The organism is Robertmurraya korlensis (genome assembly GCF_023715225.1).
GTDB lineage: Bacteria > Bacillota > Bacilli > Bacillales > Cytobacillaceae > Robertmurraya_A.
In genome coordinates, this window is the sequence record NZ_JAMBNS010000002.1 from 119775 (window position 1) to 135356 (window position 15582).

The window sequence follows — 15582 nt, forward strand, 5'->3', positions numbered from 1 at the left end:
TTATCCTCCATGCTCCACAAGATCTTCCAGCTGTTGCCTTAGGTACATTTCTTTGTACCATCCCTCTTGATCCATTAACGTATCATGTGTACCCGATTGCGCGATCTGTCCATTATCAATGACTATAATAAGGTCGGCATGCTGAATGGCACTTAGTCGGTGAGAGGTAATAATTGTTGTTTTCCCCTCTCGGTTTTCTTTTAGTGATGTTAAAATCGCCTCTTCGGTTTTAGCATCGACCGCGGAAAGAGAGTCATCTAGAATGAGCACTTCCGGATTTAATAAAAGAGCACGAGCAATAGAAATACGCTGTTTTTGCCCACCAGATAACGAAACGCCTCGTTCTCCGACTACCGTATCATACCCATCTGTGAACTGGGTAATATCATTATGAATATTAGCTATCTTCGCTGCCGCTTGTATCTCTTCCTTATCACATAGAGGCTTTGCGAAAGAGATATTTTCACCGATTGTAGCAGAAAATAGGAAATGATCTTGTGGAACATAGCCAACCGCTTCTCTTAATTTGTCAATTTCATATCGTGTAATTTGATTTCCACCAAATGTAATTTGCCCATTGGTGACATCATATTCTCTAATCAATAATTTTAATAACGTCGTTTTCCCAGCCCCAGTCTTCCCTACAATTCCGAGTGTCTGTCCCCTTTTCAATTCAAAATGAATATCTTGAAGGATGGGCTCCGCTTCGTTGGGATAGGTAAATTGCTGGATCTCATATTGAATATCTCCGCTTGGAGTCGCATTTAACGCTGCTTCTTCATTCACAATATCTGCTTTTTCATTTAATAATGCGATAACACGATCATAAGAGGCTCTTCCTCTTTCAACAATATTAAACAACCACCCAAAGGCAAGCATGGGCCAAATTAATAAGCCTAAGTACGTCGTAAATGAAACCAACTGTCCGATCGTTAACTCACCATTAATAACGTATCTTGCACCAAATGTGAGAGAAAGGAAAAATGAAATCCCTACAATAATAGAAATCGTCGGATCAAACAAGGAGTCCACCCGAGCAACGGAAATATTCTTATCCACTACGTCATTGGATTGTTTTCGAAAATCTTCTATATCTTCTTTTTCCTGACCAAAGGTTTTTATCACTTTTATTCCTGTGATACTTTCCTGTGTTTTATCGTTTAACGATGAAAAGGCTTCCTGTGCTAGGTGAAAACGCTTGTGTAGTAACGTTCCGTACCAACTAGTTAAAACGGCCATAAACGGCATTGGAATCAAGCTAATTAATGTAAGCTTCCAGCTGATAGTAAAAGCCATCGCAAGAATGACAAAGCCGCCTGTAGAAAGGGAATCGACGAAGGTAAGCACCCCTACACCAGCCGTCTGCTGTATCGCTTGTATATCATTGGTCGCATGTGCCATTAAATCTCCCGTTCTTCTTCTTTGGTAGAAGGATTGTGACATTGAAGTAAAATGATGAAACAATCGATTTCTCAACTGCATCGAGAGCTTAACCGCTGAACCAAAGATCATAATTCTCCAATAATACCTTAGTATGTACATCATTAGTGCCACCCCTACTAGTAGGAGCAAATATGTACCTAACATCTTCATTGTTAAGGACCCTTGCTCAATATGATCGACTACAAGCCCAATCACTTTTGGAGGAACAAGCTGCAAAAACGCTACAATTAACAACAGAAGAACCCCAGTAATATACGCTTTTTTCTCCTGCTTAAAAAACCACATCAAATCCAAAAAAACTTTCATTTCACACAACCCCCACCCCTAAAAAACAATTCCTCTAACTAGAATAGTTTACCAAATGTTGTGAAAATAAGGAAGATAGTTAGGAAGTCGAATGACACAATAAAAACGCCATGATGGCGTTTTTATTGTGTACTATTATTGTTTTTATCCTCATTGCCTTTACCTGGATGAACTGCCTGGTAAATGGCATTTGAAAATTGGTCGACTTCTTCCATTGTTCCACCATGCTTCTGGTTGTCTGCACCTAACTTACTTTTGTCCCCTTTAACCGGGTTATGAATGCGTACCATTTTCCCACCACCTCCTCCTCTATAGAATGGACATTTCCCATCTTACTTATCAATAATTAGGATAGAGATGAACGAAATAGCATTGTCCTGTATAATAAATAAGATAATATTTTCAGGGTGAGTGTGATTTGGTGGTTAATGCAATTGGATACGTCACGTTTTTAACTTACGATTTAAATCATCGTTTTTCTATTCGAAAGAACCATAATGTCATTAAAATACATAGCTACAGAGAAGTAGCTGATCAAAACAATAGACCCGCTTATGAGGTTACATGTACATATAGTGTCTACCTGCCTGCTCATTATGAATGTAAATCATTAGAGGACTATACAGGTAGAGTCTATCCCTTCTTAGAGCAATTTCTTAGGAACATTATAAGAACTGAAGTTCACAGCTTAACTTATAAAGAACCTCCGATAAGGAAAAGAAGAAAAAAGGAAAAAGATTTAGCAGAATAAAAAAACACCTTTTCTGTTAAGTTTAGCAGAAAAGGTGGTCTTTATTCGGGATGGAGTCAATCAAACCATAAGCCTATGTACAGGGCTTGTCCGTGACAAATTACTTGCCCGTTTGCTTGTTCATTGCTGACATCATTTGATTGATTTTCTTCTGAGATGGTTTCATTCCCATTTGCATCATCATCATTTTTAGCATTTGTTCATTGATTGGTGGGTTTTTCTTTAAGTAGCTCATCATGTAACGGCGAGCAATGAAAAAACCTAGTGCAACACCTGCTGCTAAAGCAAGTACGCCTACTAGAATATGCGTCCACATACTAAACTTCCTCCTTCATGTTGTCTATCATACAGTGTACTAAACCAAATGTTATTATACAATATTTGCTGTGCAATTTCTCCTATTTTAAATCAACTTTCTCTCTTTAATTGGTCTGAGCCACCCGTAACGCTCATGTACAAGGTCAATTGCCAAAAAGGAGCTTTCACTTTTACGTAGAACTTCAAAGAAAAGCGTCTCTGCCTCATAGCTACCGAAAGCATGTAGAGTAATATGCTTTTCAAATATCTCTAGCTTCGCAGAGCTTACGTTTCCATTTTGAATATAGTATATCCCCTGTTTGTGTTCAAAATCCTGATTTTTCCCTAGTTGTTGAAGAATATATTGTTGAAGGCGAAGTGTGGAAAGAGGCTTCGTAATAAACTGAATTTGTTTTTTTAATATATTTTTTAGTTCACCGAAGGATTCGTTATACTCAGCAAACAGATCAAAGAACATCTTTTCTCTACCAAAATAATGAGAGGCAAATTCATCATCGATTAAATACAACTGATATGTTCTCACCAAGCTTCCTCCTCGTCTGACCAAATGTTATTTCTCTCTATTATAAAGAAGTAGAAATAGAACGTTTGTCTTACGTCGTCAAAAACTTCCACTATTTTTGTCGGAAAAAGTCGTAGGTCTTGGAGCAAGATAAAAAGGCTGTTCTACTTAATAGAACAACCTTTTAACACTTATAATAGAGCCTTAACTCTAGCAACTACATTTTCTACTGTAAATCCGTATTCTGCCATGATTTTTTCACCAGGAGCAGAAGCACCGAATGTATCAATTCCTAATACTTCCCCTTCATCACCTGCATAACGATGCCATCCTAGAGATGAACCCATTTCGATAGCTAAGCGCTTCTTAACAGTTGGAGGAATAACACTTTGCTTATATTCACGAGATTGCTTTTCAAAGCGATCCCACGAAGGCATACTTACTACCGAAGCTGAAATTCCTTCTGCATCAAGTGCTTTTTGCGCTTCAACAGCTAAACCTACCTCTGAACCAGCAGCTAGTAATAATACATCTGCTTGTTCCTTAGATGCTGGAGAAATTACGTATGCACCTTTCTTAACGCCTTCGTAAGCATTTTTATCCGTATCTTTAATGGTTGGTAAGTCTTGTCTTGTTAACACTAAAGCTGTTGGAAGATCCGTTGATTCAAGTGCAAGCTTCCACGCTGCAGCTGTTTCATTACCATCCGCCGGACGAATAACACCTAAGTTTGGCATTGCACGTAATGCAGCAAGCTGTTCAACTGGTTCATGCGTTGGTCCATCCTCCCCAACTGCAATTGAGTCATGAGTGAATACATACGTTACAGGAAGACCCATTAATGCAGCTAATCTGATAGCTGGACGTAAGTAGTCAGAGAATACGAAGAATGTTCCTCCAAATACCTTTACTCCACCATGCAGAGCCATACCATTTAACGCAGCACCCATCGCAAATTCACGAACTCCAAACCAAATGTTCTTACCTTCAAACGATTCAGGTGTAAAATCGCCTACACCTTTAATCATTGTTTTGTTAGAACCAGCTAGGTCAGCAGAACCCCCGATAAACGAAGGAGTGTTCTTAGCGATAGCATTTAGTGCTTCACCTGATGATGCACGGCTAGCAAGTGCTTTTCCTTCAGGATATACAGGAAGATCCTTGTCCCAACCTTCTGGAAGCTCTCCGTTAATAGCAGATGTTAACTGTTGAGCAAGCTCAGGATATTCGTTTTTATAAGAAGCGAACAGGTCGTTCCACTCATTTTCTTTCTTTGCACCCGTTTCCACAATGTATTTATTGAATGTGTCATAAACTTCTGCAGGAACATGGAAATCTTCTTCAAATGTCCATTGGTAAGCTTCTTTCGTTAGCTTTAATTCATCAGCTCCAAGTGGGGCACCATGAACATCTGATTTACCTGATTTGTTTGGTGAACCGTATCCGATTACTGTTTTTACTTCAATTAGTGTAGGACGATTTTGATCACCTTGAGCTTCTTCAATTGCTTTTGCAATTTCCTCAAGATTATTTCCATCCTCTACACGAAGGTATTGCCATCCATATGAATCAAAGCGTTTTGCTACACTTTCAGAGAATGAACGGTCTAAGTCACCATCAAGAGAGATATCATTTGAATCGTACAATACAACTAAGCGACCAAGTTTTAAGTGTCCTGCAAGTGAAGCGGCTTCTGCAGAGACACCTTCCATTAAGTCACCGTCACCACAAATACTATATGTATAATGATCCACTACATTGTAGTTGCCTTTGTTATAAGTAGCTGCTAAATGTCTTTCAGCCATTGCCATACCTACTGCCATTGCAATCCCTTGTCCAAGTGGCCCAGTGGTTGCATCTATCCCTGGAGTATGTCCAAATTCAGGGTGACCAGGAGTTTTACTTCCCCATTGACGGAAGCCCTTAAGATCATCCATTGTTACGTCATAGCCTGATAAGTGAAGAAGACTATACAGCAATGCAGAACCATGCCCTGCAGATAAAACAAAACGATCACGGTTAAACCACTCTGGGTTTTTAGGGTTATGATTCATAAAGCGTGACCATAGAGTATAAGCCATTGGGGCAGCACCCATCGGCATACCTGGATGTCCGGAATTTGCTTTTTCAATTGCATCAATTGATAAAGTACGTATTGCGTTAATTGCTAGTACATCATTTTGTTCAAACATTTTTTCAACCCTTCCTATTCTTTATCTCAACAATCCCACTTTTTAATATTATATCTGCTCTATTATTTATACAACAGATTGCCTAAATAAATTTTGAAAAAAAGCATATAATTTTATAAATTTTCAGTGTTTTCTATCATTTCCTGGTGAATAAATTAACAGATTAATGTAGTTTCTTGTTATTCTTTAATTTCTTAAGCTTTTCAGGTGTAACATCATCACCCAGAGGATCAATAATTTTTACACCTTGGAGCGTTCCTAGCATAGATGATCGAAATGTTTGTAAATATTCACTACGAAGCTTTGATTGCTCCTTTGCTTCCGCTTCTGTTAATCCAACAGCTTTTGCTTTTTTTGCTAGTTCATTGATTCTAGCGATTTTTTCCTTCGGTAGCATCTCTTTGCTCCTTCACTTTTAGTTTTACCAAAATCATGTTACTAAAAGAAATTGTCTTTGACAAGAAAGATGCGTAAAGAGGTACGAATAACAAAAAATGCCAACAACTATTTTTATGACTTGTTGGCATTTGGCGAGTTATTTTTTTGTTGTTTTTGCTCTTCTATGTATTCAAGATACCTTCGATTTACTGTAGCTTTTGAGATATCATAACCGAAACCTCTTAGAGTTGCAGCGATTTCCGAAAATGTTAGATCATTGTCTCTTAACCGTACAATCTCTGTTATCGGTACTTCAATACGTTCTCTCCCCGCATGAACACCTTTGTTTTTCAGATTTTTCTCTGGCCTGTAACCGTTTTGCACAGCTCGGTTCATTCCTCTTTTAATTTTACTATTATGAAGCTTTCGCTGATATTCTTCTACCATACTTACAATTTGTAATACCATGGAATCCGACTCGGACAATTGTAACTCACCGTTATGCGAAACACTGAAGAGTTTGATGTTATCCTTTAGTATACAATGGAGTAAAGCAATTTTGGCGTTTCCTCTACCAAGTCTCGTTTCATCCTGTATAAGGACAGCATCTACTTTCTCTTCTTTTAATCGTGACAGCATTAGCAAAATACCTTCTCTGTCAAAGTCATATCCACTCGCCTGTTCCTTTATGACTTCAACAACTTCCATTCCTTGTTGCTGTGACAGCTTCAATAGTTCTTCTTCCTGCCTTTTAAGAGAAGAGTACTGTGATTCTTTTTCAGTACTTACTCTACAATAGATTATCGCCTTCATAATCCCTCCTATTTCGATGCTAGCTCTGTGAGATTGGAATCGTTTAATTCAACAGGAATGTAGATTTTATCACCTACTAATAATACATTTCCATTAATATCATTGATTTCTTCGACCCAGGAAACAAACTCTGTTTCAGATAAAGCATGCTTATCAGCATAATCCTTACAAAGATCCCAGAGTGTTTCACCCTCATTAATTGTTACAGACATATATTTTTCCTCAACTGATTTACCATTAGAAATTACTAAAATCATAGACGCGAGGATAGATAATACAACTAGAATAATAGCAAATGAGTATTTGTACCATAATTTCTTCATGTTAAACACCTCTATTAGAATGTATGTTCGTATTTATGTTTTCATTATAGATCGAACATTTGTTTTGTGTCAACAATTATTCGAACTTATGTTTGTATGCACTGGTAGAACATGCTATAATAAAGTCAAGATTAACCAATGAGGGGCGGTAAGTATGACAAAACTATCAAAACGTCAGGTCGATATACTAGAGTATATAAAAGAAGAAGTTAAGCAAAAGGGCTATCCACCTTCCGTTCGTGAAATTGGGGAAGCAGTAGGTTTAGCGTCAAGTTCAACCGTACACGGCCACTTAGCTAGACTTGAAAGTAAAGGGTATATTCGAAGAGATCCTACAAAGCCACGTGCAATTGAGATTCTGGATCTTGATGAGGTGGTAAGCAATATACCAAAATATAATATTGTTAACGTTCCTGTAGTCGGAAAAGTAACTGCAGGTATACCAATAACTGCAATCGAGAATGTTGAAGAGTATTTTCCTCTCCCTGAACGTCTTGCCCCTGCGGATGAACAAGTATTTATGCTTGAGGTAATGGGTGACAGTATGATTGAGGCTGGTATCCTTGATGGTGATTACGTGATCGTGAAACAGCAGCAAACAGCGAATAACGGAGACATCGTTGTTGCCATGACTGAGGAAGATGAGGCGACGGTTAAGAGATTCTTCAAAGAAAAGGACTATGTTCGTTTGCAGCCGGAGAATTCTTCTCTTGCACCAATTATCCTACGAAATGTATCTATCCTGGGAAAAGTTATCGGAGTATATCGTCATATTCATTAATAAGGGAAAGCAAGCATCAAAGGATGCTTGCTTTTTTATAGTCACAATGGCTCAAAGCTCTTTCTTCGACTAAACCAATGGGCCACAAGATACAAGAACAAGATGATAAAGAAAGAATAGGTATAAGCCCAATCTATTTTCTTATACATATCCATCATCGCCATCACAGGCATCCCAATGTATGCACTCATACCAGCTAGAATGATTGCCTTTATTAATGGATTAACGTTCGGTTTGTATTGTAGAAAAAGCATAATAAGGACCGGCATAAGAGAATAACGAAACGAATAACTAATTGTCGGAATGGGTATGGCTTTTACTGGATAAACCCATTTTCCATGTTCCACTCCTAACGCATCAATCGTTGTAGATAGCATCATTACAATAAATGCAGAAAAAAGTAATCGCGATGTGCTCTCTCTTTTACGTAATATTGCCCAGAGTGTCCATGGAACAATGATCATTAAAACTGCAACCCACCATTGCCAAGTGAAAAAAAAGGCATTCGTAGTCGCATCTATAATTAGATGATTTCCTTCTTTAATTAAATTCGATCCTTTTTCGACTTGCTTTAGACCATCTTGAAATGTCATTATTTTTCCCCCGTTACGTATCTTCATATAACAGTAATCGATTGTATTATTTGGATAAATTGAGATTTTTATTCATAAACGCCTCCCCTCCATGACATTCAAACAGACAAAAAAACCCTCAACACCTGAATGTGTTGAGGGTTTCTTTCAACGAATTAATACATTGACATGTATTGCTCGCGCTCCCATGGATGTACTTGTGTACGGAACATATCCCACTCGATTTCTTTTGCTTCTACGAAGTGTTCGAAGATATGCTCTCCAAGAGCGTGAACCATTGTTTCGTCTGATTTTAAGTTATCTAAAGCAGCAGCAAGTGTAGCTGGTAGATCTTCAATACCTACAGCTTGACGCTCTTCTTTGTTCATAACATAGATGTTGCGGTCAACTGGAGCTGGTGGTGTTAGAGAGTTCTTCACTCCGTCAAGACCTGCAGCAAGTAATACAGCCATTGCTAAGTAAGGGTTAGCAGCTGGGTCAACGCTACGTACTTCTACACGAGTGGAAATTCCACGAGATGCAGGGATACGGATTAGTGGCGAACGGTTTCTAGCAGACCATGCAACATAGCAAGGTGCTTCGTAACCAGGTACTAAACGCTTATAAGAGTTTACAGTTGGGTTCGTTACAGCTGTAAAGTTTGGAGCATGCTTAATGATACCAGCGATGAACTGACGAGCAGTGTCGCTTAGTTCTAAGTTTCCAGTTGGATCGAAGAATGCGTTCTTACCTTCTTTAAATAAAGAAACGTTACAGTGCATTCCAGAACCATTTACTCCGAATAATGGCTTCGGCATGAATGTAGCATGTAGACCGTGCTTACGTGCAATTGTCTTAACAACAAGCTTGAACGTTTGGATTTGGTCACAAGCGCTTAATGCATCAGCATATTTGAAGTCAATTTCGTGTTGTCCTGGAGCTACCTCATGGTGAGATGCTTCAATTTCAAAGCCCATTTCTTCAAGCTCTAACACGATATCACGACGGCAGTTTTCACCAAGGTCCGTTGGAGCAAGGTCGAAGTATCCACCGTTGTCGTTTAATTCAAGTGTTGGCTCTCCAGCTTGGTCAAGCTTGAATAAGAAGAATTCTGGCTCAGGCCCAAGATTGAAATCTGAGAATCCTAAGTCTTGCATTTCTTTAATAATTCTTCTTAAGTTGTTACGTGGGTCACCGGCGAATGGAGTACCATCTGGATTGTAAATGTCACAGATTAAACGTGCTACTTTACCTTTTTCAGCTGTCCAAGGGAAAACTACCCATGTGTCTAAGTCAGGATATAAGTACATGTCTGACTCTTCGATACGAACGAAACCTTCGATAGAAGAACCGTCAAACATCATTTTGTTGTCTAAAGCTTTTTCAAGCTGACTGATAGGAATCTCAACGTTTTTGATTGTTCCTAAGATGTCAGTGAATTGCAGACGAATAAATTTAACATTTTGTTCTTCTGCCATTCTTGTAATATCATCTCTTGTAAACTTAGCCATTTTGTTTCCTCCCTTGAATAGTAAATCTCTTTTTATTAATGGAAAAAGCGTGACATATCTCCTTGACGCAACGACGAACGATTAAAGCGGCCAGCATGCATAAGCTCTGAGCGCAACATTTTACGTAACTCATCATCGGACAGATCACGTCTTGCTTTCTCTGCTTCCTTCACTATTTCTTCCGAAAGCACCTGTTGCTCTTTCACAGAAAAAATTTGCTTAATTCCTGCAAGATTCACACCTTGCTCGATCAAATCTTTTATTTCTAAAAGCTGATCAATGTCATTCAAAGAAAACATTCTTCTGTTTCCCTCAGTTCTTGCCGGAGAGATCAATTGGTGCTCTTCATAATATCGAATTTGTCTTGCAGATAGTTCTGTAAGCTGCATGACAATTCCAATTGGAAATAATGGCATGGAACGACGGATATCACTTCCGCTCATTTGCTGTCCCTCCATTTCTCTCTTTCATATTTTTATTATATGAAATGTCAGTTTTTCTGTCAACATAATGTTAGTTTATATAACATGGAATTTTTGTAGAAAAAGAGAAAAATTATAACTCTCTAAATAATCTACTTAATTAAAATCAATTAGCTGTTTTTCAGCTAATCGGTTCAACGCAATCAATATGGCCATTTTCACATGTGAATAGGTTAGTCCTCCCTGTACATAAGCAACATACGGTGGTCGGATTGGTCCATCGGCGCTTAATTCAATACTTGCCCCTTGTATAAATGTTCCCGCAGCCATGATCACATCATCTTCATATCCAGGCATATAAGCTGGGTATGCCGTTACATGTGAATTAATAGGCGAAGCAAACTGGATGGCTTGGCAAAAGGCAATCATTTTCTCTTTGTTATCAAATTGAACTGATTGAATCAAATCTGTCCGGTTTGCATCCCACGCTGGATTTGTGTTCATACCTAACCTGTCAAGCATAGCTGAGGTAAAAACAGCACCCTTTAATGCTTGTCCAACCACATGCGGTGCCAAAAAGAAGCCTTGGTACATTTCTTGAAGACTATAAAGAGAGGCACCCGCTTCAGCTCCGATACCTGGTGAAGTCATCCTATAGGAACATGCTTCCACATATTTTTCTTTTCCAACGATGTACCCCCCAGTTTTAGCAAGTCCACCACCAGGGTTCTTAATTAAAGAACCTGCCATCAAGTCCGCGCCTACATGGCAAGGCTCTAATAACTCTACAAATTCACCATAACAATTATCAACAAATACGACAACATCTTCTTTAATATTTTTAACAAATTTAATCATTTCTTTAATTTGATCGATGGTAAATGATGGTCGGTTTGCATACCCCTTGGAACGTTGAATTCCAATCACTTTTGTATTCGGCTTGATCATTGTTTTTACTTGTTCGAAATTGACCTGCCCATCCTCTTTTAATTCTACACTTTGATAAGATATTCCAAATTCCTTTAAAGAACCTACCCCATTCCCTCGGATTCCTACAATTTCCTCCAAAGTATCATACGGTTTTCCTGTTATGTAAAGAAGCTCATCTCCAGGTCGTAATACACCAAATAAAGCGATCGAAATTGCGTGTGTACCTGAGATGATTTGCGGACGGACAAGACCTGCTTCTCCACCAAACACATCAGCATAAATTTTCTCTAATGTATCCCTACCAATATCATCATAGCCATATCCTGTAGAAGGAATAAAGTGTGAATCACTCACTTGATGGCGCTGGTAGCTTTCTAGAACGCGAAACTGATTCGCTTCCACCGTTTCGTCAATTTGTTTATGCTTCGTAAGAATTTTCTCTTCAACCTGCCGAACAATCGGCTTTAATGCTTCCCCATATGTGAAATGCTGATACATGTTGTTCTCCTAACTAAATACTGTATTGATTAATTTGCCCTAATATTTGATGATCATTGAGTACATATCCTTTGCACAGATACATTTCCTTGTCTTCTTCGAATGCCAACTCCCTTAAAATCGTGTCATTTTTTAATTGAGCTAACAATTTTCCTTCTGTGGACGGAACCTCAACTTGGTAAAATTTCATTTCTGAAATAATCACCTGTTCTATTTTTTGCTTTAATAAAAAGCGATCTTCCTCGTTAAATGCAGAAATCTGCAACGTTTCGGTTTTTGCGGTTGGAACAAAGTCAGGATTTTTTAAATCTTTCTTATTATAAACGGTCAATTGAGGAATTTGTTGTATATCCAAATCCTCCAACAACTTATGTACCGTCTGTTCATGCTGATATGAATCTGCACTCGACATATCTACAACGTGTAAAAGAAGATCGGCTTCTCGTACTTCTTCTAAGGTTGATCGAAAAGCAGCAATCAATGTTGTTGGAAGATCCTGAATAAATCCAACCGTATCTGTTAATAACGTACTAAATCCGCTTGGAAGAATCATTTTTCTCGTCATCGGGTCAAGTGTGGCAAACAATTGATTTTCCTCAAACGAATCCGCTTCCGTTAAACGATTGAATAATGTCGATTTACCCGCATTCGTATACCCGACCAACGCCACTTGAAAGGCTTTATTCTTTTTCCGACGCTCACGATATCGATCACGATGCTGCACGATCACTTTAAGCTGTGCTTTAATATCGTCTATACGTCTTCGAATATGTCTACGATCGGTCTCGAGCTGGGTTTCCCCAGGACCTCTCGTCCCAATCCCTGCACCAAGACGTGAAAGTTGCGTACCTTGTCCACCCAACCTCGGAAGAAGATATTGAAGCTGGGCCAATTCGACCTGAAGCTTCCCTTCTTTAGAACGTGCACGTTGGGCAAAAATATCCAAAATTAACTGAGTTCGATCAATGATTCTTGCTGAAATGTCTTTTGATAAATTTCGGACCTGACTAGGTGAAAGCTCATCATTAAATATGATGATATTTGCTTCCGTTTCCTCCTCTAATGCTCTCAACTCTTCAACTTTCCCTTTACCTATGTATGTAGATGGATGTACTCTGTCTCTTTTTTGAGATAATGTTGCTTGTACAGTACCTTTTGCTGTTTCTGTTAAAGAAGCAAGCTCCTCCATAGAATAGTGAAATCTTTCGTCATCCTCTTCGGTTTGACAACCCACAAGAATCACCTTTTCATACTCATGCTTTTGCTCCAAGAAATCACCTCATCGTCCTTTTTTATATCATACCAAATATTTGTTTTTAATACTAATTCGCTTCATAAAGAACAAAGCAGGCTACTTGTAGCCTGCCCTTTCTACTCATCTTCTTCAAATATAAGATCATTGCTTCGTATCGTCATTAAATCATGCCGGTCAAAGTTACTTATCATCAACAATCTCATCGCCTGAGCTCGAATCGATTTTTCAAGAACGTTTCTAACGTAACGTCCGTTCGAAAAACCAGCTGGGCTATACGCAGATTTCACCCATACGAGATGCTCACGAAGCTTTCTTTCTGCTTCATGGCTTAGTGTGTACTCCTTTTCCTTCAGCATTCTTTGCCCAATTTCCATCAGTTGCTCAATGCTGTAATCAGGAAAATCAATGACAAGCGGAAACCGAGAATGTAATCCAGGATTGAGCGTAAGAAAATCATCCATTTCTCTCGAATAACCTGCCAGGATTAGGATGAATTCATGTTGCTTATCCTCCATATGTTTGACGAGTGTATCAATAGCTTCTTTACCAAAGTCCTTTTCCCCACCTCTTCCAAGTGAGTAGGCTTCGTCCACAAATAGAATTCCCCCGAGTGCTTTCTTTACGAGATCTCTTGTTTTTTGAGCGGTATGTCCGATGTATTCACCAACTAGATCTGCCCGTTCCGCTTCAATTAGATGACCTTTCGTAAGGACATTCATTCGTAAAAATAACTTCCCAATCAACCTAGCAACAGTCGTTTTCCCTGTTCCAGGATTCCCTTTAAACATCATATGGAGCGCTTGTTTTCCCGCTTTTAATCCAGCTTCTTCCCTTTTCTTGTTCACATATATCCATGCGTAAATTTCCTTTATCATTCGCTTCATTTCTTCCATTCCAACAAGCGCACCAAGTTCTTCCTCTATCTCCTTTAATGCTGCATGCTCTGGGGGAATGGCCTTTGGAGCCACATATGGTTCGGTAACAGTGGGTTTTCGTTTCTGAGAATTTAAGACAATGCTGATTTGTCCATTGTTTTTCATTCGAATTGGTTGGTCCAAAGCTTTCACCTCACATTATAAAACAGTATACGCACCTGGTGCATGAATTGTGACAATAGCCTATTTAAAGATATTTTTACTCCTCTGACAGTAGCTCATGCTTTTCCCATTATTTAAGCGATTACTCTATATGTATTCAAAAAAAATCATTTTAGAAATCAAAGACCCGCTTCCATGAAGAAAGCGGGTCATGAATGAAGTTCCATTATTGCTGTGGACCTTCTAAATCAATTTGTACATTACGAATTGGTGAAAAAGTAGAAATGGCATGCTTATATACAAGCTGTTGCTTTCCTTCACATTCAAATAGAACCGTAAAGTTGTCAAAACCTTTTATTTGTCCTCTTAATTGGAAGCCATTCAACAAAAATACGGTACAATTAGTACTGTCTTTGCGAAGTTGATTTAAAAACTGATCCTGGATATTAATGGCTTGCTTCATAATAAATCCTCCTCTTTTATCTCTATTTCATATGTATTCGATTTTATTTTTAGCTTTCCTTCAATATACGTAGAAATTTCATCAATTTTTTTTTGAATCTGTTCCTCATTTGTCACATCTGTCATATCAAACCAAGTAACATCCATTTTATTTCGGAACCATGTGAGCTGTCGTTTCGCGTATCGTCGAGAGTTCTGCTTTAATTGCTCGACCGTTGTTTCAATCGATTGTTCTTTTGAAAAATAACGAAACCACTCCTTATAACCAATAGCTTGTAAAGCCTGTGTGTGCATAAGCCCACGGTCATATAGATTTTTCACTTCTTCTTCTAAGCCTTCTGTTATCATTTCATCTACTCTTGCATTAATACGATCATACAAGCGTTCACGGTCCATTGTTAAGCCAATAATAGAAACATCATACAATGGTTCAATCACTTGTTCTGATTGTATTTCTGTTAACGTGTGACCAGTTGTCAAATAAACCTCTAATGCACGAATAACACGACGAACATTATTCGGATGTATTCGATCCGCACTTACCGGATCTACTTGAGACAACTCTTTATGGAGAACTTCCACCCCATCTGTCTTCACTCTGTCTTCGAGCTGTTGTCTCAGTTCATCATTATTCGGAGCATCAGAAAATTGGTAATCATAGATGGCGGACTGAATGTACAGCCCTGTGCCGCCTACTATCATTGGTAGCTTTCCTCTATTGGTGATTTCCGTAATTTTCATGCGTACAAGTTCCTGAAACTCGGCTACTGAAAACGTCTCATCTGGGTGCTTAATATCAATAAGATGGTGAGTAATTCCTTCCATTTCTTCTTGCTTAATCTTGGCTGTTCCGATATCCATTTCTTTATATATTTGCATTGAGTCGCCACTAATGATTTCACCATTAAATCGCTTCGCCAACTCAATGCTCGTCTTCGTTTTCCCAACGGCTGTTGGTCCAATTAAGACAACGACTCTTTCCTTCTCCTGTATCATGCTGACACTGCCTTTACAAATTACTTTAGATGCATTGTAGTATAACATGGAACACCATTAACATAAAACTAGAAGCAGGTAAGCCTCTATGC

General features: G+C 38.6%; 18 protein-coding genes. 2 read left to right on the plus strand and 16 right to left on the minus strand.

Annotation, left to right across the window (positions count from 1 at the left end):
• Both M3175_RS05020 and M3175_RS05025 read right to left on the minus strand, forming a co-directional pair.
• On the minus strand, positions 1-1749 hold the full coding sequence (locus tag M3175_RS05020; RefSeq protein ID WP_251515536.1) for an ABC transporter transmembrane domain-containing protein: 1749 nt from the start codon (positions 1747-1749) through the stop codon (positions 1-3).
• A gap of 122 nt (positions 1750-1871) precedes the next feature.
• Positions 1872-2039: a hypothetical protein gene (locus tag M3175_RS05025; protein WP_251515537.1), complete on the minus strand. Its 168-nt coding sequence runs from the start codon at positions 2037-2039 to the stop codon at positions 1872-1874.
• A gap of 128 nt (positions 2040-2167) precedes the next feature.
• Here M3175_RS05025 and M3175_RS05030 point away from each other — a divergent pair, with 128 nt between their 5' ends.
• Positions 2168-2500, plus strand: coding sequence for a hypothetical protein (locus M3175_RS05030; protein ID WP_285852180.1), 333 nt, complete (start codon positions 2168-2170; stop codon positions 2498-2500).
• Positions 2501-2600: 100 nt separating this feature from the next.
• Here the strand turns inward: M3175_RS05030 and M3175_RS05035 are convergent, their stop codons facing one another.
• From M3175_RS05035 to yneA, 6 genes are all read right to left on the minus strand, one after another.
• On the minus strand, positions 2601-2816 hold the full coding sequence (locus tag M3175_RS05035) for a YneF family protein (protein WP_119707634.1): 216 nt from the start codon (positions 2814-2816) through the stop codon (positions 2601-2603).
• Between the two features lie 87 nt (positions 2817-2903).
• A complete protein-coding gene (gene sirA, locus M3175_RS05040; protein ID WP_251515539.1) occupies positions 2904-3341 on the minus strand; it encodes a sporulation inhibitor of replication protein SirA in 438 nt (145 codons plus the stop codon).
• Between the two features lie 170 nt (positions 3342-3511).
• Positions 3512-5512: a transketolase gene (gene tkt / locus M3175_RS05045; RefSeq protein WP_251515541.1), complete on the minus strand. Its 2001-nt coding sequence runs from the start codon at positions 5510-5512 to the stop codon at positions 3512-3514.
• A gap of 163 nt (positions 5513-5675) precedes the next feature.
• A complete protein-coding gene (locus M3175_RS05050) occupies positions 5676-5909 on the minus strand; it encodes a DUF896 domain-containing protein (protein ID WP_251515542.1) in 234 nt (77 codons plus the stop codon).
• A gap of 113 nt (positions 5910-6022) precedes the next feature.
• Positions 6023-6703 (minus strand): YneB family resolvase-like protein, encoded by a 681-nt coding sequence (locus M3175_RS05055; RefSeq protein ID WP_251515544.1) that lies wholly within the window; start codon positions 6701-6703, stop codon positions 6023-6025.
• An 8-nt stretch (positions 6704-6711) separates the two neighbouring features.
• A complete protein-coding gene (yneA, locus tag M3175_RS05060) occupies positions 6712-7026 on the minus strand; it encodes a cell division suppressor protein YneA (RefSeq protein WP_251515545.1) in 315 nt (104 codons plus the stop codon).
• A gap of 154 nt (positions 7027-7180) precedes the next feature.
• Here yneA and lexA point away from each other — a divergent pair, with 154 nt between their 5' ends.
• Positions 7181-7807 carry a transcriptional repressor LexA gene (gene lexA / locus M3175_RS05065; RefSeq protein ID WP_119707628.1) on the plus strand — a complete coding sequence of 209 codons (627 nt, stop codon included), beginning with the start codon at positions 7181-7183 and terminating at the stop codon, positions 7805-7807.
• A 41-nt stretch (positions 7808-7848) separates the two neighbouring features.
• On the opposite strand, the gene M3175_RS05070 is transcribed toward lexA, so the two are convergent.
• The 8 genes from M3175_RS05070 to miaA form a co-directional block, all read right to left on the minus strand.
• Positions 7849-8400, minus strand: coding sequence for a CBO0543 family protein (locus M3175_RS05070; protein WP_251515547.1), 552 nt, complete (start codon positions 8398-8400; stop codon positions 7849-7851).
• Positions 8401-8555: 155 nt separating this feature from the next.
• Complete coding sequence (gene glnA, locus M3175_RS05075) at positions 8556-9890, minus strand: type I glutamate--ammonia ligase (RefSeq protein ID WP_251515548.1); 1335 nt, start codon at positions 9888-9890, stop codon at positions 8556-8558.
• A gap of 35 nt (positions 9891-9925) precedes the next feature.
• A complete protein-coding gene (locus tag M3175_RS05080; protein ID WP_251515549.1) occupies positions 9926-10333 on the minus strand; it encodes a MerR family transcriptional regulator in 408 nt (135 codons plus the stop codon).
• Positions 10334-10468: 135 nt separating this feature from the next.
• Positions 10469-11740: a methionine gamma-lyase family protein gene (locus M3175_RS05085; RefSeq protein ID WP_251515550.1), complete on the minus strand. Its 1272-nt coding sequence runs from the start codon at positions 11738-11740 to the stop codon at positions 10469-10471.
• A 13-nt stretch (positions 11741-11753) separates the two neighbouring features.
• Complete coding sequence (gene hflX, locus M3175_RS05090) at positions 11754-13010, minus strand: GTPase HflX (RefSeq protein WP_251515551.1); 1257 nt, start codon at positions 13008-13010, stop codon at positions 11754-11756.
• 101 nt (positions 13011-13111) lie between these two features.
• Positions 13112-14053: a stage V sporulation protein K gene (spoVK, locus tag M3175_RS05095; RefSeq protein ID WP_251515552.1), complete on the minus strand. Its 942-nt coding sequence runs from the start codon at positions 14051-14053 to the stop codon at positions 13112-13114.
• A gap of 205 nt (positions 14054-14258) precedes the next feature.
• Positions 14259-14495, minus strand: coding sequence for an RNA chaperone Hfq (gene hfq / locus M3175_RS05100; protein ID WP_251515553.1), 237 nt, complete (start codon positions 14493-14495; stop codon positions 14259-14261).
• Positions 14492-15487, minus strand: coding sequence for a tRNA (adenosine(37)-N6)-dimethylallyltransferase MiaA (gene miaA, locus M3175_RS05105; RefSeq protein WP_371321664.1), 996 nt, complete (start codon positions 15485-15487; stop codon positions 14492-14494). The genes hfq and miaA overlap by 4 nt, the downstream gene beginning before the upstream one ends.
• Positions 15488-15582: the final 95 nt, after the last annotated feature.